Source organism: Tsukamurella sp. NPDC003166, assembly GCF_040611135.1.
Classification (GTDB): domain Bacteria; phylum Actinomycetota; class Actinomycetes; order Mycobacteriales; family Mycobacteriaceae; genus Tsukamurella.
Map to the genome: position 1 here is coordinate 125,851 of NZ_JBEXNL010000006.1, position 20,285 is coordinate 146,135.

Annotated in this window: 20 protein-coding genes; 11 read left to right on the top strand and 9 right to left on the bottom strand. The window is 70.9% G+C overall.

Annotated elements, in window-relative coordinates:
- Positions 1 to 116 precede the first annotated feature (116 nt).
- The 5 genes from ABZX10_RS09605 to ABZX10_RS09625 all read right to left on the bottom strand — a co-directional run bounded on the left by ABZX10_RS09605 (position 117) and on the right by ABZX10_RS09625 (position 4,176).
- Positions 117 to 1,013: a hypothetical protein gene (locus tag ABZX10_RS09605; RefSeq protein ID WP_355537875.1), complete on the bottom strand. Its 897-nt coding sequence runs from the start codon at positions 1,011 to 1,013 to the stop codon at positions 117 to 119.
- Positions 1,010 to 2,008, bottom strand: coding sequence for a 16S rRNA (cytosine(1402)-N(4))-methyltransferase RsmH (gene rsmH, locus ABZX10_RS09610; RefSeq protein WP_355537878.1), 999 nt, complete (start codon positions 2,006 to 2,008; stop codon positions 1,010 to 1,012). The genes ABZX10_RS09605 and rsmH overlap by 4 nt, the downstream gene beginning before the upstream one ends.
- 192 nt (positions 2,009 to 2,200) lie before the next feature.
- Positions 2,201 to 2,632 carry a division/cell wall cluster transcriptional repressor MraZ gene (gene mraZ, locus ABZX10_RS09615; RefSeq protein ID WP_126197196.1) on the bottom strand — a complete coding sequence of 144 codons (432 nt, stop codon included), beginning with the start codon at positions 2,630 to 2,632 and terminating at the stop codon, positions 2,201 to 2,203.
- Positions 2,633 to 3,237: 605 nt separating this feature from the next.
- On the bottom strand, positions 3,238 to 3,657 hold the full coding sequence (locus ABZX10_RS09620) for a DUF3040 domain-containing protein (RefSeq protein WP_068569886.1): 420 nt from the start codon (positions 3,655 to 3,657) through the stop codon (positions 3,238 to 3,240).
- 105 nt (positions 3,658 to 3,762) lie between these two features.
- Positions 3,763 to 4,176 carry an SAV_6107 family HEPN domain-containing protein gene (locus tag ABZX10_RS09625; protein WP_355537883.1) on the bottom strand — a complete coding sequence of 138 codons (414 nt, stop codon included), beginning with the start codon at positions 4,174 to 4,176 and terminating at the stop codon, positions 3,763 to 3,765.
- Between the two features lie 232 nt (positions 4,177 to 4,408).
- Between ABZX10_RS09625 and ABZX10_RS09630 the strand changes: the two genes are divergently transcribed.
- The 3 genes from ABZX10_RS09630 to ABZX10_RS09640 are packed head-to-tail and all read left to right on the top strand — an operon-like array spanning position 4,409 to position 7,318.
- Complete coding sequence (locus ABZX10_RS09630) at positions 4,409 to 5,023, top strand: N-acetyltransferase (protein WP_355537886.1); 615 nt, start codon at positions 4,409 to 4,411, stop codon at positions 5,021 to 5,023.
- 7 nt (positions 5,024 to 5,030) lie between these two features.
- Positions 5,031 to 6,611: an NAD(P)/FAD-dependent oxidoreductase gene (locus tag ABZX10_RS09635; RefSeq protein WP_355537889.1), complete on the top strand. Its 1,581-nt coding sequence runs from the start codon at positions 5,031 to 5,033 to the stop codon at positions 6,609 to 6,611.
- Entirely contained in the window at positions 6,608 to 7,318 is a 711-nt protein-coding gene (locus ABZX10_RS09640; RefSeq protein ID WP_355537892.1) for a DUF3153 domain-containing protein, read from the top strand. The genes ABZX10_RS09635 and ABZX10_RS09640 overlap by 4 nt, the downstream gene beginning before the upstream one ends.
- Here the strand turns inward: ABZX10_RS09640 and ABZX10_RS09645 are convergent.
- The gene (locus tag ABZX10_RS09645) at positions 7,315 to 7,908 is read right to left on the bottom strand and encodes a TetR/AcrR family transcriptional regulator (protein WP_355537895.1); all 594 of its coding nucleotides are present in this window, start codon (positions 7,906 to 7,908) and stop codon (positions 7,315 to 7,317) included. The two genes, ABZX10_RS09640 and ABZX10_RS09645, sit on opposite strands and share 4 nt — an antisense overlap.
- A gap of 62 nt (positions 7,909 to 7,970) precedes the next feature.
- Here ABZX10_RS09645 and ABZX10_RS09650 point away from each other — a divergent pair, with 62 nt between their 5' ends.
- Positions 7,971 to 8,915, top strand: a complete 945-nt coding sequence (locus tag ABZX10_RS09650; RefSeq protein WP_355537898.1) for an alpha/beta fold hydrolase — start codon at positions 7,971 to 7,973, stop codon at positions 8,913 to 8,915.
- Positions 8,916 to 8,928: 13 nt separating this feature from the next.
- Here the strand turns inward: ABZX10_RS09650 and metF are convergent, their stop codons facing one another.
- Complete coding sequence (gene metF / locus ABZX10_RS09655; RefSeq protein ID WP_355537901.1) at positions 8,929 to 9,861, bottom strand: methylenetetrahydrofolate reductase [NAD(P)H]; 933 nt, start codon at positions 9,859 to 9,861, stop codon at positions 8,929 to 8,931.
- Between the two features lie 23 nt (positions 9,862 to 9,884).
- Here metF and ABZX10_RS09660 point away from each other — a divergent pair, with 23 nt between their 5' ends.
- The 6 genes from ABZX10_RS09660 to ABZX10_RS09685 all read left to right on the top strand — a co-directional run bounded on the left by ABZX10_RS09660 (position 9,885) and on the right by ABZX10_RS09685 (position 16,483).
- Positions 9,885 to 10,973 (top strand): polyprenyl synthetase family protein, encoded by a 1,089-nt coding sequence (locus tag ABZX10_RS09660; protein ID WP_355537904.1) that lies wholly within the window; start codon positions 9,885 to 9,887, stop codon positions 10,971 to 10,973.
- 135 nt (positions 10,974 to 11,108) lie between these two features.
- Positions 11,109 to 12,104, top strand: coding sequence for an ABC transporter substrate-binding protein (locus ABZX10_RS09665; RefSeq protein WP_355537907.1), 996 nt, complete (start codon positions 11,109 to 11,111; stop codon positions 12,102 to 12,104).
- The gene (locus tag ABZX10_RS09670) at positions 12,101 to 13,123 is read left to right on the top strand and encodes an iron chelate uptake ABC transporter family permease subunit (protein ID WP_355537910.1); all 1,023 of its coding nucleotides are present in this window, start codon (positions 12,101 to 12,103) and stop codon (positions 13,121 to 13,123) included. The genes ABZX10_RS09665 and ABZX10_RS09670 overlap by 4 nt, the downstream gene beginning before the upstream one ends.
- Positions 13,110 to 14,138: an iron chelate uptake ABC transporter family permease subunit gene (locus ABZX10_RS09675; protein WP_355537913.1), complete on the top strand. Its 1,029-nt coding sequence runs from the start codon at positions 13,110 to 13,112 to the stop codon at positions 14,136 to 14,138. The genes ABZX10_RS09670 and ABZX10_RS09675 overlap by 14 nt, the downstream gene beginning before the upstream one ends.
- Entirely contained in the window at positions 14,135 to 14,947 is an 813-nt protein-coding gene (locus tag ABZX10_RS09680) for an ATP-binding cassette domain-containing protein (protein WP_355537916.1), read from the top strand. The genes ABZX10_RS09675 and ABZX10_RS09680 overlap by 4 nt, the downstream gene beginning before the upstream one ends.
- A 27-nt stretch (positions 14,948 to 14,974) precedes the next feature.
- Positions 14,975 to 16,483, top strand: coding sequence for an alpha-(1->6)-mannopyranosyltransferase A (locus tag ABZX10_RS09685; protein ID WP_355537919.1), 1,509 nt, complete (start codon positions 14,975 to 14,977; stop codon positions 16,481 to 16,483).
- 315 nt (positions 16,484 to 16,798) lie between these two features.
- On the opposite strand, the gene ABZX10_RS09690 is transcribed toward ABZX10_RS09685, so the two are convergent.
- Positions 16,799 to 17,356, bottom strand: a complete 558-nt coding sequence (locus ABZX10_RS09690) for a LysR family transcriptional regulator (RefSeq protein ID WP_355537922.1) — start codon at positions 17,354 to 17,356, stop codon at positions 16,799 to 16,801.
- A gap of 227 nt (positions 17,357 to 17,583) precedes the next feature.
- Positions 17,584 to 17,964, bottom strand: coding sequence for an Rv2175c family DNA-binding protein (locus ABZX10_RS09695; RefSeq protein ID WP_355537925.1), 381 nt, complete (start codon positions 17,962 to 17,964; stop codon positions 17,584 to 17,586).
- 98 nt (positions 17,965 to 18,062) lie between these two features.
- Between ABZX10_RS09695 and pknB the strand changes: the two genes are divergently transcribed.
- Positions 18,063 to 20,246, top strand: a complete 2,184-nt coding sequence (pknB, locus tag ABZX10_RS09700; protein ID WP_355537928.1) for a Stk1 family PASTA domain-containing Ser/Thr kinase — start codon at positions 18,063 to 18,065, stop codon at positions 20,244 to 20,246.
- Positions 20,247 to 20,285: the final 39 nt, after the last annotated feature.

Consider the following 20,285-nt stretch of genomic DNA (forward strand, 5'->3'; position numbering starts at 1 on the left):
ACCGCCCTTGACGCGGGCGCGGGCGGACTGGTGTCCGGCCTTCGGGGCCGCTGCTGCGCGCGGCGTGCCCGCGCGGGCGGCGGGCCGTGTCTTCGTCGGGGGGCGCTGGGCGCGGGTCACCGCGGCGTCCCCTGGGCCGGCGTCGGCTGGGCCGGCGTCGGCTGAGCCGGGATCTGCGCGGGTGCGGCCTGCGCGGGAGTCGTTGCGGACGCAGGGGTCTGGCCCTGCGCGGGGGTCTGCGGAACCGTCGACGGTGCGCTCGTCGGCGCGTTCGCGACGGTCGGGCTGCCGGGGTTCATGGTGACCAATTGTTCCCCGCCGGCCGGTGCGGGCCCGGGATTCCCGGCGACCGGCGTGCCGGATCCGTTGGACGTGGCGCCGCTCGGATCCCCCGAGGTCGGTGCCGGGGGGTTCAGCGCGGGCTTGGCCACGCCGGTGGCGGGCGCGGGCTTGCCCACCACGACGACCTTGCCGTCGGGCTGCCCGACCAGCACCGGCACATTGCCCGCGGGGACCATGCCGAGGGCCGTGGCGCGCTCGGCCAGGCCGGGCGCGCTCTCCCCCGACTTCACGTCGCGCTCGAGCGCGGCCTTCTTCTCCGCGAGACTGTTGTTGACGGCCTCGCGCTTACTGAGGTCGTAGGAGTTCTCCGCACTCCCGGTCGAGAGCCACAGCGTCAGAGCGAGTCCCGCGCAGACGAGGGCGATCAGCGCCAGCACGAAGGGCACGCGGCGCACGAGGACGCGCGGCGTGGGCAGCTTCGACATCAGCCCGGCGGAGTCCGCGCCATCGCGGTGCCGCCGCAGCGCCCGCTCGGCCGGGGTCTCGCGGAGGGTGCCGCCCGCGTCGAGGACCGCGCGCTGCTGATCGAGCCGCTTCTGCCGCCGGTCGAGCGCCCGCTGCGCCGAGCTCGACCGCGGCCGCGAGGTGTCGCGGTCCTCCCGCCGCGCCGGGGCGCGGCGGGTCCGGGTGTCCGGGGTCGACGGTGCCTGGGTCGCGTTCGGTGCGGTCATCGCGCGCTCCTCGTGCTACGGGTCCGGTGGTCGGGGGTGTCGAGGCGACGGGCGGCGCGCAAGCGCACCGGCGCCGCCCGTTGGTTCTCGGCGATCTCGTCGTCGGTGGCGCGCTCGGCGCCCCGGGTGAGGAGCTCGAAGGTCGCTCCGGTGCCAGGCAGGTCCATCGGCAGCCCCGCCGGGGTCGTCGAGTGAATGCGTTCGGCCAGTGCCGACTTGACGATGCGATCCTCGAGCGACTGGTAGCTCAGGAAGACGACGCGGCCGTCCGGAGCGAGCGCGTCGAGCGCTTGCGGTACCGCGGCCTCGAGGGAGGCGAGCTCGGCGTTCACCTCGATCCGGAGCGCCTGGAACGTGCGCTTGGCGGGATGACCGCCGGTGCGGCGCGCGGGCGCCGGGATCGTGGCGTAGAGCAGTTCGACGAGGCGCCCGCTGGTGGTGAAGGGCTCCTTCTCGCGCTCCTTGAGGACGGCGGAGGCGATCTTGCCCGCGAACCGCTCGTCGCCGTAGCGCTGCAGGATCCGCGCGAGATCGCCGTGCGAGTACGTGTTGAGCACGTCCGCTGCGGTGAGCGGATCCTCGGCGTTCATCCGCATGTCGAGCGGCGCGTCGACCGAGTAGGCGAAGCCCCGCTCGACGCGGTCGAGCTGCATGGAGGACACACCCAGGTCGAACAGGATCGCTTGAACGCCTGGGCGTCCCGGCCCGCTCATACCGAGTTCGTCGAGGGCATCGGCCATCCCGTCGTAGCGGGTGTGGATCGGGATGAAGCGGTCGCCGAACCGCGCGAGGCGGTCGCCGGCGATGGCGTGCGCGTCGGTGTCCCGATCGAGGCCGACGACGCGGATGTCCGGGAAGGACTCGAGCATGAGCTCGGAGTGGCCGCCGGCACCGAGCGTGGCGTCGACGTAGACGGCACCGTCGTGCTGAAGGGCCGGAGCGAGCAGCTCGCGCACCCGGGTCGCCAGGACCGGCACGTGACCGAAATCGGACATGGCTCCTCCAGAGCACGACGGGGATTGGCGATGGGCGGTGCTGTGGGATGACGTTCCGGCGGATGAAGCGGGGTCCCCGCCCGACCCGTACCTGGCGTTGGGGAAGTACGTCAGGGCCGATTCGGGCGCAGGCCTCGGTCCACCTCGTCGCGGACGTGCTCTGCTGTGGTGCTGCGGGGCGTGCTGCGCGGCCTAGAAGATCGCCTTCAGCGATTCCGACTGCGGCTGCGCGTAGTCGTCTTCGTGCTGTGCCTGGTAGGCGTCCCACGCCTCCGCGTCCCAGATCTCCAGGAACCTCCGCGATCCGACGACGACGCATTCCTTGGTGAGGCCTGCGTAGCGACGGTGATCGGCCGACAGTGAGATCCGACCCTGGGAGTCGGGACGCTGATCGTCCGAGCTGGCGAAGAAGTTGCGGTAGAAGGCGCGTCCCGCGGGGTCGGTCCATTCGATGGCATCGGCCTTCTCGGCGATGCGCTCGAACTCCGCCTTCGGGTACACCGTGAGGCTTCGATCCTGTCCTTTCGTGATCGTGAGCCCACCTGCCAGTTCCTCGCGGTACTTCGCGGGGAGGGTGAGCCGTCCCTTGTCGTCGAGCTTCGGCGTGTAGGTACCCGTGAACATCACGGCCACCTCCCGCCTCCCCCCGTCGGGGTTGTCACTGGATCGAGACTTCAGACTAGCGCGTCCCTCTCCAGTGCGCCCCACATTACCCCACCATCCGCCACTTTCAACCACGCCGGAGCGCGTTTCGCGGCGTATTCTCAGAGTTACGGCAGGTCAGACTCGTGGTGAGAAGTGGGGGACGCGGCTCGTCCCGGCGCGTCGGGCTTCGTCACACCAGGCAGCGAGGCAGCAACCACCGCGATAGGTGTGACTGCTGAGGCGTGACGGAGCGCGGCCACACCGCCCGTGGGGAGAAGTGGGGGAACCGGGTGGGGAGATGTGGGGAGACCGGGCGGGGCGAGTAGCAAGCCTGGCGACGGCGGCCATCCACGGCGTAGCAGAAATCTCCGGATGCAGCAGAAATCTCCGCTCGCCCCGGGTATCCACGGGGCGACCGGAGAAATCTGCCGCGGCCGGAGAGATCTGCGGGAAGGAAGCCGCCACGCAGCCTCGCCCGCTGCCTCCGCCCCTCGCACGCCCCGGGTGCACGGCGCGAGTTTCGCTCACAGCGCAACGAAAAAGCCGCCGACCATCAGGCCGGCGGCTCTTTCAGCTCCGCGAACTCACGGGAAGCGGCGGCGGAAGCGTTCCTCCATGCGGGCGACGAAGGACTGACCCGACGCACGGGCCCCCTTCACGCCGCGCCCACGACCGGACGGTGCACGGACGGAACCGTCCTCACCGACGGTGCCGCGCGGCCCCTTGGTGGACGGCCCGGACCACAGGGCGTAGATCACGGAGCCGAACATCAGCAGGAAGCCGATGAGGCCGACGATCACGGTGTACTCGACCTTGGGCAGCAACATTCCTGCGATGAGCAGCATCAGTCCGACCGCGAAACCGATCGCGGCGAACACGCGACGCTTGCCCGAAGCGCCGCCGAACCGGCCGCCGCGTACGTTCGACGCGAACTTCGGGTCCTCGGCATAGAGCGCGCTCTCGATCTGGTCGAGCATGCGCTGTTCGTGCTCGGAGAGTGGCACGTTCCCCTCCTTCAGCACTCATGGGGTCCAACTCCTAGCTCCATGATACGAGGCTTGCGAGCACACGACCACCATCCACCGAACAATTAGCGCCCACTGTGAGATTTATGCGGCGCGACTCAGGTCGGACTCGACGGAATTCAGGAAGCTCTGGACGCGACCGTGCAGCACGGCCACCTCCTCGGCACTGACGGTGCGCGCCGTGGTCTCCAGCGCGGCGACCACACCGGACACGGAAGTGAAGTAGGCCACCCACTCCGCATACCCCGGAGCGGCCTTCGCGAGCCGCAGCCACGCGTTGCGTGTGGGGCGCCGCACGCCCGTCTCCCGCTCCGCCAGGAGGGCGGCCGCGCCGCGTAGCGCGGCGTGATAGATCTCGCGGTACTGATCGGCGGGCGCCGGCGAGCCGCCGGCGCGGGCGAGGAACTGGTCCGCACGGTCCAGGATCCGGGCGGCGCCCGACTCCCCGACGCGCCGGCGGGACCCGACGTGATCGATCCGCACCTTCGATTCGACCATGACCTTCCTCCTGCTCCGTGAACCTCGTCGCTGTTACCGCTGTGTTGTACCGGACGGGACTGACACGTAACGCTTCCCTCGTTCCGCGCCAGCCCCGCCGGATGGACCGGGACCGACGTACCCGCCCCGGCGCCAGAACATGCGCGCCAATCCGATGGTCCGTGATCGAACAATCATTCGATCACTTCTAATATAGCGTGAGTGTCCGACACGTCAAGGGAAAGGTCGATCCGTGAGCGCAGTGATCCCGCAGGCCCCACGGATCCACGCCCTCTCCCCGCACGACGCCACGCTGTGGCTGCCCGCCGCCCTGCAGATCTACGTGGCGGCCATGGACTACCCGGCGGGGACGGAGACGCACCGTCTGCCGATGTGGCGCGAGCACCTGAACCGTCCCGGGTACGCCGCGTTCGGCGCCGTCCAGGCGCTCCCGGCGGCCGACGGGCGCCCCGTCGACCATCTGGTGGGCATCGCCTACGGCTACAGCGGAGCGGGGGATCAGTGGTGGAACCGCCAGCTCCGCGTGGGTCTGCGCCAGCGCGGCCTGCCTCCCGCCGGGATCGACGCCATGGCCGGCCACTACTTCGAACTGACCGAACTGCACGTGCACCCCGCGGCGCAGGGCCACGGGGTCGGCAGCGCGCTGCTCACCGCACTCCTCACGGACCGCCCGGAGCCGCGGGTCCTGCTCTCCACCCCGGAGGTCGCCGCCGAGCAGAACCGGGCCTGGAAGCTCTACCGCCGCACCGGCTTCTACGACGTGCTGCGGGACTTCCGATTCTCGGGCGACCCGCGCCCGTTCGCGGTCCTCGGCCACGACCTGCCTTTCGGCCCGCCGGCACCATGAGCACTCCATGAGCCCGGAGGTCGACGTCGCGGTCGTCGGTTCCGGCCACAACGCGCTGGTCGGCGCCGCGTACCTGGCGGCGCAGGGCCGCTCCGTCGCGGTCTTCGAGGCGGACACGGTGCCGGGCGGGGCGGTCAGCACCGTCGAACGGTTCCCGGGCTACCGCGTCGACCGCGGCTCGTCGGCGCACCTGATGTTCCGGCACACGGGCATCGCGGAGGAGCTCGACCTCGCGGCGCACGGGCTGCGCTACCTGGACTGCGATCCCTGGGCGTTCGCGCCCACCCCGCCCGGAACGCAGGCCCCGCCGATCGTCTTCCGGCGGGACCTCGACGCCACCACCGAGTCCGTCGCCGCGGCGTGCGGCGTCCGGGAGGCGGCTGCGTACCGTCGCTTCGTCGCGGACTGGACGCCCCGGGCGAAGGCGACCATGACCGCCTTCGGCTCCTCCCCCACGGCCCCTCGGCTGGGCCGCGCCTTCTGGCCCACGAAGGGGCGCGGGAGCCTCACGCAGATGTCGCGCACCTACCTCGCCTCGGGCGATCAGCTGCTCGACGAGTACTTCGACGACGAGCGACTCAAGGCCGCGCTCGCCTGGTTCGGCGCGCAGTCCGGGCCGGCGATGAGCGAGCCGGGCACCGCGCCCATGATCGGCTTCGCCGCCCTCATGCACACCCTCCCGCCGGGCCGGGCGGTCGGCGGCAGCGGCGCGCTCACCGCGGCGCTGATCTCCCGCCTGACGTCCGACGGAGGCGCCGTCGAGCTCGGGACGCCCGTCACGGAACTGCGCCGGTCCGGTAGGGAGTGGGAGGTCACCGTCGCCGGGCCCGACGGTGCGCGGACCGTCCGGGCCCGCACCGTGCTCGCCGGCTGCCACGTCCTGACGACCCTGGATCTGCTGGCCCGCGGCGGCTACGACGCCGCGCGGATCGCTGCGTGGCGCCGGAGCATCCAGGTGGGCCCCGGCGTGGGGATGGTGCTGCGGCTCGGCACGACGGCGCCGCCCGCGTTCGACGGGGTGCCGCTCGCCGAGCAGTCCGGGCTCGGCCTGCTCACCGCCGATCGCGGCCACCTGGCCCGCGCGCGCGGCGACATGCTGGCCGGGGAAGCGCCCCGTCGGCCCGCGGTGCTGGCGATGACCTTCTCGGGCCTCGACCCGTCCATCGCCCCGGCGGGCCGGCACAACACCACCCTGTGGGCCCAGTGGTACCCGTACGCGTTGGGCGGCGGCGATGGCTGGGCGGCCGCCGCGGAGGCCGAGGCGGACCGGATCGTCGCGGAGACCCAGCGCTGGGCGCCCGGGTTCGCGGACACCGTCGAGCACCGGTATGTGCAGACCCCGGCCAGCCTGGAGAGCGAGCTGGGCCTGCGCGGCGGGAACGTCATGCACGTGGAGATGGCACTGCACAACATGCTGCTCTTCCGGCCGGTCCCGGAGCTCGCCGGCGGCCGGGTCCCCGATGCGCCGGGCCTGGCGCTGGCCGGCGCGTCGATGCACCCCGGTGGCGGCGTGAACGGATCCAGCGGGCGGATCGCGGCGCGGCTGCTCGCCCGCGACCTGGGACACCTGGCACGATGGCGACCGTGACTCTCCGAAGGATGCTCGCGGCGCTGGCGGTACTACTGCTCGTCGCCGCCCCTGCCGCGTGCTCGAGCCCGGGCCCCGGCGACCGGATGTCCGGCAAGATCGTCGCCGCGCAGACTCCGGCGTCGAACGCGGAGGGACCGCAGCTGGCCGCGCCCGGCGAGCTGCGCGGCCTCGCGGAGGTCAAGGCGTACGACTCGAACGGCAAAGTCGGCACCCAGATGATCTTCACGACCATCACCTTCGGCCAGTTCAACCAGCTGGGCGAGGTGGTCTCGCAGGCCTTCGACACGTCGGCGGCCTCGATCAAGATGCGGGTGCAACGCACCGGGAGCTCCGTCGTGCTCTCCGGCACGGCGGACCTGTCGTCCCTGGCGCCGAACTCCGCAGTGATCGTCGTGCAGCTGCAGTTCCCCGGCCCCGTCACCGCCACGAACGGCCAGCAGGAGGCCGACGACCTGGTGACCTGGACGCTCAACGCCGGTACGTCCGCGTCCTTGACCGCCGAAGCCGAGTACGCCGATCCCTCGATCGCGTCGTTCACGAAGTGGGCGTGGATCACCGCGCTGGTCGCCTTCCTCGCGGCCGCGGTCGTGGCAGCGGCGGCCTACATCCGGCGCGACCGCAGTCCCAAGCCGGGGCAGGAGTCGGCCGAGCCCGAGTCGCTCATCGAACTGCCGCAATGGCTGCGGGAGAAGCTCGGGCGCTAGTCCCGCGGCGGGCGGCGGAGACCGTCGAGCACGAGGTCGGTGAGCCGTTCGGCGATGTCGGCGTCGAGCTCGCGGCGTCGCGCCAGGATGCGGAAATGCAGCGTGCCGATGAGCGCCTCGTACGCCAGCATCGCCTGCTCCACATCGACGAGCTCCCCACGCTCGGCAGCGCGGCCGAAGATCGTGCGGGCGCGGTCGAAGCGATCCGCCCAGAAGGCGTCGCGGAGCTTCGCCGAGGTCTCGTCGTCGGCGGTCGCGGCCAGTGCGGCCAGCGCGAAGCCGGCGGGAGTGCGCAGGAAATCGGCGACCGCGCCGACGGTCTCGACGAGATCACCGCGCAGCGAACCGGTGTCGGCGACGGTCAGCCGTTCGGCGGAGAGCGTGAGCAGGACATCGGTGAGCAGCGCGTCCTTGGAGCCCCACTTGCGGTAGACCGTCGCCTCGTTGACCCCGGCCCGGGCCGCGATCTGGCCGACGGTCAGCGCCGACGGTGAGCCCTCGGACAGCAGCGCCGTCGTCGCGTCGATCACCGCCCGGCGGGTGCGAGCGGTGCGCCCGCCCGGGCGTTCCCTACGAGTCGCTTCGGTCACACCCCCATCTTAAATGCGAGACACTCTTGCATTAGCGTGCGGGGTGGTGAATCATCGTTCCCATGACCTACGCAGAGCAGTCCGCATGGCGGACCATCCAGGAATTCCTCCCCCTGTCGTACCGGCTGACGCCGGACACCGAGCCCGCCGAGGAGTGGTGGGAGCACGCGGGCCATCACATCCACCTCGACACCTACCGCAACCCCCAAGCGCCCGTGAAGGTGATCCTGCTGCACGGCGTCGGCACCAACGGCCGCCAGATGTCGACCATCCTCGGCCGGCCACTCGCCGAGCGCGGCTTCGAGACCATCGCCATCGACATGCCCACGTACGGCGTCACCGAGGTCGCCCCCGGTGCGCTGGTCACCTACGACGACTGGGTGCGGATCGGTTCGGACCTCGTCGACGCCGAGCTCGCGAAGGACGATCGGCCGGTCGTCCTCTACGGCCTGTCCGCGGGCGGCATGGAGACCTACCACGTCGCATCGGTCAACGGGCGGGTCAGCGGCATCGTCGGAATGACCTTCCTCGACCAGCAGTCCGCGAAGGTGCGGCGCGACACCGCCTTCGACCCGGTCTCCGGCAGCGTGGGCGCGCCCGTCATGAAGACCCTCGCGCGCACGCCGCTGCGCGCCGCGAAAGTCCCGATGAAACTGGTGAGCAAGATGCGCGCGCTGGTCAACGACCCGGCGGCGAAGCGCGCCTGCTACGCGGATCGCACCTCGGCCGGCAACCTCGTGTCACTGGCCTTCCTCGACTCGTACCTGAACTACCGGCCCACCGTCGCGCCCGAGGACTTCGACACCTGCCCGGTGCTGCTCACCCAACCCGCGGCCGACACCTGGACGCCGCTGGAGCTGTCGACGCCCTTCCTCGACCGGATCACCCGCGTCCCGGTCGACACCGTGCTGCTCGAGAACGCCGGCCACTACCCGCTGGAGCAGCCGGGACTGGACACGATGGTCGAGACCATCGCCGCGTTCGCAGGGGCACGCGCGGTGTCGTAGCGAAGGGCCCGGCCTAGACGCCGACCGGCAGCATCGAGAGGTTCTCGAGCACTTCCGAGGTGGCCTTGGCGAAGTTCAACGTGCAGAAGTGCAGCGCCGGCGCGCCCTCGGCGATGAGCCGCTCGCCCATGCGGGTGGCGATCTCGATGCCCGCGGCCCGCACGGCGGCACGGTTCTCCTCGGGCCCGTCGCCCGCCGCGGCGCGCAGCTCGGCGCGCATCGCGTCGGGGATCTTCGCGTTGGACAGTTCCGCCATGCGCGACACCGACTTCAACGAGGTGATCGGCATGATGCCCGGAATCAGCGGCTTGGCGCCCTGCTCCGGATCGAAGGCGGTGACCGCGTCCCGCAGCCGCAGGTAGTCGTCGACGTCGAAGAACATCTGGGTGATCGAGTAATCGGCCCCGGCCCGCAGCTTGTTCGCGAAGTAGCGCACGTCGCTGTCCTGGTCCGGCGACCGGTGATGCCCCTCGGGGAAAGCTGCCACGCCCACGTGGAAGTCGCCCAGCTCGCGCACCAGCTCGACGACCTCGCTGGCGTACTTGAGGCCCTGCGGGTGCCGCACCCAGCGCCCCAGCGGGTCGCCGGGCGGGTCGCCGCGCAGGACGAGCACGTTGCGCACGTCCTGGTCCGCGTACGACCCCATGAGGGCGCGCAGCTCCGAGATGCTGTGGTTCACGGCGGTCAGGTGCGCCACCGGCAGCAGCGTGGTCGTCTCGGCGATCTCGCCGGTCACCCGCACGGTGCGGTCACGCGTCGAGCCGCCCGCGCCGTAGGTCATGGAGACGAACGCCGGGTCCATCCGCTCGAACGTCCGGACCGCGCGCCACAGCCGGGCCTCGCCCTCCTCGTCCCGCGGCGGCATGAACTCGACCGAGAACGGCATTCGCCCGCTCGCGCGCACGGCGTCGAGGCGGTCGAGTACGGTCCGGCTTTGTTCGGTCACGCTTTAAGAATAGGTTTGCCGGTATGACGCTGCCCGTCGCCCCGCCCCGGACCGACCTCGCCGACATCGCGGCCGCCGTGCAGCCGCAGCTCGAAACCTTCCTCGAAGAGCGCCGTGACCTGGTCGAACCCGTCGGTCCGGTGTTCGCGGAGGCGACCGCCGGCCTGGCGCGCTTCGTTTTGCGCGGCGGTAAGCGAATTCGCCCCGCCTTCGCCTGGACGGGGTGGCTGGCGGGTGGCGGGCAGCCCGACGGTGCGGTGGCCGAGGCGGCCCTGCGGGCCTGCTCCTCCCTCGAGTTCGTGCAGGCGTGCGCGCTCATCCACGACGACATCATCGACGCCTCGCTCACCCGCCGCGGCCACCCCACGACCCACCGCGAGTTCGCGCAGGTGCACGCCGAGCGCGGCTGGTCGGGATCGCCGGAGAAGTTCGGCGAGGCGACAGCGATCCTGCTCGGCGACCTGGCGCTGGCGTGGGCCGACGACATGTTCCTCGGGGCCGGCCTCGAGCCCGAGCGGTACCTGCGCGCGGCGCGCGCCTGGGCCGCGATGCGCACCGAGGTGCTCGGCGGCCAGCTGCTCGACATCGTGAGCGAGGCCGCCCGCGACGAATCGGAGGCCGCCGCGGAGCGTGTGGTGCGGTTCAAGACGGCGGGCTACACCGTCGAGCGGCCGCTGCACGTGGGCGCCGCCCTGGCCGGCGCGTCCGACGAGACGATCGCGGCGCTCCGGGAGATCGGGGTGGACCTCGGCATCGCCTTCCAGCTCCGCGACGACCTGCTCGGCGCCTTCGGCGATCCCGCGGTCACCGGCAAGCCCTCGGGCGACGACCTGCGGTCCGGCAAGCACACGCCGATGCTCGCGCACGCCCTGGCGACCGGCGGCCGCGCTGCCGACGAGCTGCGCGCACTGGTCGGTACCGACCTCGACGATGCGGGCGTCGAGCGCGCCCGCGCCGCGCTCCGGGCGACGGGGGCACCATCGGCCATGCAGGCGCGGGTCGAGGAGCTGACGGCCCGGGCCACGTCCGCCCTCGCACAGGCCCCCGTCGCCGACGGTGCGCGCCCCGTCCTGGCCCGGCTCGCCGCGGTGCTCGTCGACCGCGCCGCCTGACTCCTCTCGCCGCCTTCACCTACCCGAGTTAGGCAAACCTAGCCACCCCTGGGTATGGTTCCGTTTACCTAAAAGCCTTTACCAACGGCTTACGGTCACCGTCGTGAAGCACCAGCGAGAAGGAGTCACCCCCGCATGTTCCCCCGCTCCCGCAAGGCCGCGCCCGTCGCGGCCGCGCTGATGGTCGCGAGCCTCGTGTTCGCAGGCTGCTCCACCACCGGCGCCGACGACGACAAGCCCGCCGCATCCGGCGAGAAGATCACCGTCAGCACCAACAAGGGCGATGTTGAGGTCCCGAAGAACCCGAAGCGGGTCGTCGTCCTCGACAACACCAGCGCCGAGACGGTCAAGGCCATGGGCATCACCCCCGTCGCGATCCCCAAGGGCTTGTTCGCCAAGAGCGTTCTGGGCGACTGGATCTCGAACCGGGACGTCAAGGACACCGGCACCCACGCCGAGCCGAAGTTCGACGTGATCGAGGACGTCAAGCCCGACCTGATCATCGGCGGCTACCGCTTCGCCAAGTCCGAGGCCGACATCAAGAAGATCGCCGAGAAGACCGGCGCCGCGTTCATCGACATCGCCGCCGAGGACGCGGCGCCGAAGGGCCGCGTCGAGACCATGCGCAGCTCGACCATCACGCTGGGCAAGATCTTCGGCAAGGACGAGCAGGCCCGGCAGATCGTCGCCGACTTCGACAAGAATCTCGAGGCGGCGAAGGCACAGGCCACCGGTCAGAGCGTGTTCCTGTCGATCGTCAACGGCGGCAAGATCGACAACGGCGCCAAGCGTATGCAGCCCTTCGTCGCTCCCCTGAATCTCAAGGACGTGTTCGCGGGCCAGGCCGGCGATCACCACCAGAACTCGGGCCTGACGCCCGAGGCCATCGCCCAGGCGAACCCGCAGTGGGTCATCGTCATGGACCGCGACGCGGCCGTCCCGCCGACCGACGGCAGCACGCCGAAGACCGCGGCCGAGACCTTCAGGGCGCAGCAGGCCTTCGCGCAGGTCGAGTTCCAGCAGAAGGACCGGATCTTCTACCTGGACAACGACTTCTACCTCCGCGAGGGCATCCAGGACTACGGCGAGAACTACGCCGCGCTGGCCAAGGCCTTCGCCGCCAAGAAGTGACGGCGACCGCGAGCTCCGCACCGCCCCAGGCGGGTTCCCGGAAGGGGGCCCGCCTGGGGCACGTCGCGCTCCCACTGGTCGCGGTCGCGTGCGTGGTGTTGCTGGCCCTGTCACTGATGACCGGCGAGTACCACATCACGCCCGCGGGCCTGCTCGCCGGCGATGAGGACATGTGGCGGATGTTCTTCATCTCCCGCGTACCGCGCACCGCCGCACTCGTGTTCGCCGGCCTCGCGATGAGCTTCTCCGGCGTCATCATGCAGCGCCTGACCCAGAACCGGTTCGTGGAGCCGACCACCGCCGGCACCGCCGAATGGGCAGGCCTGGGCGTCCTGCTGTGCATGCTCTACCTCCCCGGCGCGACACCGATGGTCCGGATGCTCTTCGCCACGGCGACCGCCTTCGTGGGCACGATGATCTTCCTGGGCTTCCTCTCGCGCATCCGGGCCCGACGCTCGGCGATCGTGCCGCTCGTGGGCCTGATGCTGGGGGCCGTGGTCGGCGCGATCACGACCTACCTGGCGATCGGCGCCAACCTACTGCAGGCCGTGACCAGCTGGCGCTCCGGCGGTTTCGCGCACATCGTGCGGGGTTTCTACGAGCCGCTGTGGGCGGTGGCGGTCATCGCACTGGCCACGTATCTGCTCGCGAACTACTTCACCATCGCGGGGCTCGGCAAAGACGTCGCCACCTCGCTCGGCCTGCGCTACGGGCTCACCATGGGCCTCGGCGTCACCATGGTGGCGCTCGCCACGGGGATCACCAGCGTGGTCGTCGGGTTCATCCCCTTCCTCGGCCTCGTGGTTCCGAACATCATCAGCGCCCTGCGCGGCGACGACGTCCGCAGCGGGCTGCCCTGGGTCGCCGTGCTCGCCACCGCACTGATCGTGGGCTGCGACCTGATCGGGCGGGTCGTGGTGCGCCCCATGGAGATCCCCGTGTCCGTGATCATGGGCGTGATCGGCTCGGTCACCTTCCTCGCGATCGTGCTGTCGAGGAGGAACCGTGTCGCTCTCTGATGTGACGTCCGCTCCGTCGCTGGACGGGGGCACCGGCCGGATCGGGTGGCGCGCCCGGCTGGCGATCGCCGGCGCCCTGGCGCTGGTGAGCGTCGCGCTGTACCTGCTGATGCGCACCGGCGCGGACGACGTGCTGCGCTGGGACTTCCAGTTCGGCCTGTCCTTCGAGCGCCGCGCCCGCACCGTGGCCGCCATCCTCATCGCCGCCTTCGCCGGGGCCGTCTCGACGGTGCTCTTCCACACCGTGACCGACAACCGGATCCTCACCCCGCAGATCATCGGCCTGGACTGGCTGTACGTGCTCATCCAGACGGTGGGCGTGTACGTCGTGGGCAGCAGGTTCGTGAACAACGGGGATTCGATCCCGCAGTTCCTGGCGCAGACCGCGACCATGGTGGCCTTCGCGGCGGTGCTCTACGGCTGGCTCTTCTCGGGCCGCTTCGCCAGCATGTTCCTGCTGCTGCTCGCGGGCGTGGTTCTGGGGCTCGCCTTCCGGTCGTTCTCCGAATTCCTGCAGCGGCTGCTCTCCCCCACCGACTTCGACGCCCTCTCGATCAAGTTGTACGGACGGCTCACCGCCGTGAACGCCGATCTGCTGCCCATCGCCGGCGCCGCCTGCCTGATCGTCGGCGTGATCGTGTGGCAGCGCCGCCGAGTGCTCGACGTGCTGTTGTTGGGTCGCGACCCGGCGACGGCACTGGGCGTGCGGCATCGCTACGAGCTGATCCTCGCGCTGATCCTCATCGCCGTCCTGGTGTCCGTGAGCACCGCGTTGGTCGGCCCGATGATGTTCTTCGGCTTCATCATCGCCACGCTGGCGTACCAGCTCGCCGGCGACTGGCGACACCGCGCGACGCTGCCGATGGCCTTCCTGCTCGGCGTGATCCTGCTCGCCGCCGGGCAGTTCGTCCTGCACAACATCTTCTACGCCAACGGGATGCTCACCGTGATCATCGAGTTCGTCGGCGGGATCCTGTTCCTCGCCATGCTGTTCCGCCGAAGGGGGACCATGTGAACAACAGCGTGAAAGACACCACCTCCCGGGCCGTGACCGCGCCCGCGATCGCGTTCACGGATCTCACCAAGAGATACGCCGAGACCGTCGTGCTCGGCCCGGTGTCCGGGGAGTTCGCCCGCGGCGGCGTCACCGCGCTCGTCGGGCCGAACGGCGCCGGCAAGTCGACGCTGCTGACCATCCTCGGCCGGCTCCTGGCGCCCGACTCCGGGACGGCTCTTCTCGAGGGCGTGGATATCCGTTCCATGAAGCCGACGGACGTCGCGCGCAGGCTCGCGATCCTCCGGCAGGAGAACGGCGTCAACGCCCGCCTGACGGTGCGCGACCTGGTCGCGTTCGGCCGGTTCCCGCACAGCCGCGGGCGGATGACCGCCGAGGACGTCCGGCACGTCGACGACGCCCTGGACTTCCTGGGCCTGACGGAGCTGTCGGACCGGTTCCTCGACGAGCTCTCGGGCGGTCAGCGCCAGCGGGCGTACGTCGCCATGACGCTGGCACAGGACACCGACGTGATCCTGCTCGACGAGCCGCTCAACAACCTGGACATGAGGCACCAGGTCAGCATGATGCGGCGGCTTCGGCGCGCCGCGGACGAGCTGGGCAAGACGATCATCCTGGTGGTGCACGACCTGAACTTCGCCGCCGCCTACTCGGACCGCATCGTCGCCCTGAAGAACGGCACCATCGCGGCGTCGGGCGCACCATCGGAGATCATGACCGCCGAGCTGCTCACCGGGATCTTCGAGACCCCCGTCGCGGTGCACGTCCTGGAGGGCGGCCCCGTCGCCGTGTACGCGGGGCTGGCCTGACGGTGCCCGCCGCCTAGACTGGCGGGGATGTCCGGATCACTCATGCCCGCCGCGCGCGGCTACAGCGACTACCTGCGGTCCGCAGCCGGCCGGCCGGCCCTGCTGGGGCTGGCCGGTGCCGTCGTGACCACGCTCGGCAGCTTCGGCGCGGGCGCGATCCGCGTGCACGACACGACGCTCGAGGCGACCCACCTGTCGTGGCTGCGGTTCGGTCACGGTCTGGTGCTCAGTTCGGTGCTGTTCTGGACGGGCATCGCACTGCTCGTGATCGCGTGGATCCGGCTGGGGCGCGCCGCGCTCGCCGGGCGGCTCGAGGCCCGCGACGTGGCGGGCACCGTCGCCCTGTGGATCGCGCCGCTGCTGGTGGCCGTGCCCCTGTACTCGCGCGACGCCTACTCCTATCTCGCGCAGGGCGCGCTGCTGCGCGACGGCTTCGACCCGTACGTGGACGGCCCCGTGGTCAACCCGAACGGGCTGCTCGACGACGTGAGCGGCATCTGGACCACCACGACGGCGCCCTACGGTCCGCTGTTCATCCTCATCGCGCGCGGGATCACGACGGTGCTCGGCGACAACGTGCTCGGCGGCGTGATCGCGCTGCGGGTGGTGATGCTTCCGGGCATCGCGCTCTCGGTCTGGGGCGTGGCGAAGCTGGCGCGGCACTTCGGGGCGAAGCCCGCGGTGTCCCTGTGGCTGGCCGTGCTCAACCCGCTGGTGATCGTGCACCTGGTGGGTGGCGTGCATAACGAGGCGCTCATGGTCGGGCTGATGGTCGCCGGCATCGCACTCGTGCTCGACGGGCGGCACTGGTTCGGCGTCGCGGTGATCGTGACCGCGGTGGCGGTCAAGGGCACCGCGGCGATCGCACTGCCCTTCGTGGTGTGGATCTGGTTCCACCACCGGCGCGCGGCGAAGCCGCAGGAGTCGGCGGCGAAGGCCTTCGGCACGGCGCTGGCCGCGTCCGTCGGGATCTTCGTCGCGCTGTTCGCGGCGTTCTCGCTCATCGCGGGCGTGGGCCTCGGCTGGACCACTGCGCTGGCCGGGTCGATCAAGATCATCAACTACATCACGCTGCCGACGGCGATCGCGCAGTTGTTCGCGTTCGCCGCCGCGCCGTTCACGGACCTGCACCTCGCGCCGATCCTCATCGTCACGCGCGCCCTGGGCATCGCGGCGCTCGCGATCGCGCTGGTGGTGCTGTGGTGGCGCTTCCGGCAGGACGAGCGGCGCAACGTGATGGGCATCCTGTTGGGCCTGTTGGCGGTGTGCGTGCTCTCCCCCGCGTCGCTGCCCTGGTACTACACCTGGCCGCTCGCGGTGGCCGGCGCGTTCACCTGGTCGCGACGCACGCTGGCGATCATCGCGGGCCTGTCGGTGTGGCTGATGGTCGTGTTCATGCCCACCGGCTCGATCGGCCTGTACTCGCTGTGGAACGTGGCGCTGGCCGTGGCATTGGGCGCCCTGGCCGGCTGGTCGCTGCTGCGGCCCGACCCGTTGGGAATGCGGCCGCGGTTGGGCCTGGCGCCCGCGGTCTGAGCCGCGCCCCATCAGCCGCGACGGGGCCGGGACGGGACGGGATCGGCAGCGCCGGGTCAGCAGGGCCGGGTCAGCAGGGCCGGGTCAGCAGGGCCGGATGGATCGTCCCGGATGGCAGTCGTTCTCGCCGCCGCCTATACGATTCCCGCATACCCCAAACGCGCAGGTCAAGATGGGTGAATCCGGAGCGGGTATACGCATTGCGTATGCCTCACCACTAACGCGGCCACACACACGCCACCCAGGAGCTCATGTCGACCGAGATACTTCAGAAACACAGCCGCGCGACGCAATCGCGCCACCCACGAGCGCGCTTCACCCCAGATACTTCAGAAACGCCGCCACTCGCTCCGACGGCGCAGGCCGGTTGAGCAGCTCGACGCGCCCCGCCCGTCCGAGCGCCCGGACGACCTGTGTCTCCACGCCCTCGAGCATCGGCCCCGTCAGGTGCACGACCGCCAGATCGCATTCCCCGGACCGCAGCACGGCCACGGGATCGTCGACGATGCACTGCTCGACCTGCACCTCGTGCGCGCGGTTCCACCGCGTGATCCGGCCCTCGAGGTAGTCGGGCAGGGAGACGGTCGCGGTGCGACAGATCCTGATCGTGGAGCGGGAGGAACCACCCAGCCCGCGGAGTTCGTCGAGGCCCGCCACGACCCGCTCGATGACCGCGAGGGCGTGCAACGCGCCCGGAGCGGGCGTGGTGCCGCCCGAGCCGCGCTCGAACAGCTCGAACCCCAGCATCTTCTCCGTGGCCGCGACGGCGCGGGTCACGGAAGGCTGCGAGGTTCCGTGGACCTGCGCGGCCACGTTCATGCTCCCCGTGCGCGCGACCGTGGCCACCAACCGCAAGCGTTCGATGTCGGACATGGCGGAACCGTAGCGCGCGGCACTGACAGGAAACGTCGACGCGAGCGGAGCCGACCATCCGCGATCCGAGGGTATTCGAAATCCGTATGGCCGCTATCCAAGAAAGGGCCTCTGAACTGGGCATTTTCGGGTATGCCAGAGACGTATAGCGAAAGACCGACGCAGCCCCGTCCGCAGCCGCGCTGCGGCAGGTCGCATCAGCCCCGCAGCAGCTCCGCTCGCGCGCTCTAGAACGCCATCGACTGGGCGCGGCGGACAATCTCGCGCGCGGAGTCGGTGTGCAGCAGCTCCGCGGGCGCACCGTCGAGATCCTCCTGCGGCTCGAACAGCCAGCGCATGATCTCGTCGTCGCGGTAGCCGCCGTCGTGCAGGACGCTCAGCAGTCCGGTGAAGTGCTTGGCGATGGAGAACCGCTCGTCGACCTCGCCGAAGAACAGCCGCGGGATGTGCAGGTCGCCGCCGCGCCGCACCGCGATCAGCTGGTGATCGCGCAGCAGCTGCAGCACCTTGGACTGCGACACGCCGAGGCCCTTGGCGACCGTGGTGGTGTTGTAGGTGGCGGTGCCCTCGGGCAGCAGATCGTCGCTGACGAACGGGATGGAGCTCACCGTCACACTGTACCCAGCGACGGGATTCGGAGCTTCCCACCCCGGGGTCGCTAGGCTGAACTGTCGACACCGCCCGATATCGAGAGGACACGAAGAAGGTGAACACTCCGCGCGACCGCCTGATCGGCGCCCGCATCGAGGGGCGCTACCGCATCGATGCGGTGATCGCGCGTGGCGGCATGTCCACCGTCTACATGGGCCTCGACCTGCGGCTCGACCGTCCGATCGCCATCAAGGTGATGGACCCGAAGTACGCCGCCGACGCCCAGTTCGTCTCCCGCTTCGAGTTCGAGGCCCGCGCCGTCGCCAAGCTCAAGGACCCCGGCCTGGTCGCCGTGTACGACCAGGGCGTCGACGGTGAACTGGCCTTCCTGGTGATGGAGCTGGTCACCGGCGGCACGCTGCGTGAACTGCTCGGCGAGCGCGGCCCCATGCCGCCGCACGCCGTGGCGGCGGTGATGGGTCCGGTGCTCACGGCGCTCGGTACCGCCCACCGCGCCGGACTGGTCCACCGTGACGTGAAGCCGGAGAACGTGCTCATCTCGGACGGCGGCGAGGTCAAGGTCGCCGATTTCGGGCTGGTCCGGGCCATCGCCGCAGCCTCGGTGACCAGTTCGTCGGTCATTCTGGGTACGGCCGCGTACCTCTCCCCCGAGCAGGTGGAATCGGGCAACGCCGACGCCCGCTCCGATGTGTACTCGAGCGGCATCCTGGCCTACGAGCTGCTCACCGGGCAGGTCCCCTTCACCGGCGACACGGCGATCTCGCTCGCCTACCAGCGCCTGCACAACGACGTTCCGCCCCCGAGTGCCGCCATCGCCGGCGTGCCGCCGGAGTTCGACGAGTTCGTTGCGCGCGCGACGGATCGCGATCCGTCGCGCCGCTACGCGGACGGCTTCGCGATGGCCGACGCGCTGAATGCGATCGCCGAGGACCTCGATCTGCCGCCCTTCACCGTGCCCGCGCCGCAGTCCAGCGCCGAGCAGCGGGCGGCCGCCGCGATGTACGACGCGCAGCGCGGCCAGCCGCTGATCCCCGCCGCCGCGGAGCCCACGAGCGCGCTCATGCCCGGCGCCCCGCTGCCCGGGCCCGTACCGCCCGTCGCGCCACCGCGCACCGTCGCCCAGCCCCTACCGCAGGGCCCCCACCCCACGCGGGCGGAGACGATGCACGAGCCGCTGCCCTCCGAGTCGGCGCCGCCCGAGCGGATCGGCGCGCCGAAGAAGGGCCGCGCGAGGTCCTGGGCGATCGTCGCGATCATCGCCGTGGTCTCGTTGCTGCTCGCGGTCGGCGGCTGGTGGCTCGCCTCGGGCCAGTACACCTCGGTCCCCAACGTGACCGGCATGGACCGGCCCGCCGCGGAGAAGGCGATCAAGGACGCCGGGCTCGATGTGAAGCTCGACGGCTCCTTCAGCAACGACGTCACCGAGGACACCGTCACCGGCCTCGATCCCACCGGGGGCAGCCGGATCAGCCGGTTCGGCACCGTCACCATCAAGTACTCGCGCGGGCGCCCCGTGGTGCCGCAGTTCCGTGCCGGCGATAGCCCGGAGAACGTCGAGAAGCTGTTGCGCGACAACGGACTCGTGGCCAAGAGCGGCCCCGCGCAGTTCAGCCGTGACGTCCCGCAGGGCGGCGTCATCGGCCTCTCGCCCACGCCGGGCACGCGCGTGCCCGTCGGTTCGACGGTGACCGTCGTCGCCTCCGCGGGCAACCAGCCCGTCACCATTCCGGACGTGCGCGGCCGCTCGCCCGACGAGGCGACGTCGATCCTGCGCTCGGCGGGCCTGACCGTCAAGGAGACCAAGCAGCAGTTCGACTCCTCGACCGAGGCGGGCAAGGTGTTCGGCACCGACCCGTCCGGCCAGGTGAACAAGGGCGGCAGCGTCACGCTGCTGGTGTCGAACGCCCTGACGGTGCCGGACGTGACCGGCAGGACCGGCGCCGAGGCGACGCAGCTGCTGCAGCGCGCGGGCCTGGTCGCGGACCTCGCCGGGGAGACCGGCTCCGGCTCCGTCGTCGTCTCCACGAGTCCGCCCGCCGGCGGACGGGTGGACCCGTCGAACAACCGCGTGACGGTGACGATGGCCTCACGCATCACCGTGCCGTCCGTGACCGGGATGAGCGTGAGCCAGGCCCGCTCCGCGCTGCGCGACGCCGGGCTGCAAGTGAAGGTCAACGGCATCTTCGCCTCCGACAAGTCCCAGGTCATCTGGCAGGACCCGGGCGGCGGCACGCGCGTGTCCGCAGGGTCGACGGTGACCATCACCGCCATTCCGTAACGCCCGAGGACCGTCGATGAGCACCCCCGCACCCTTCGT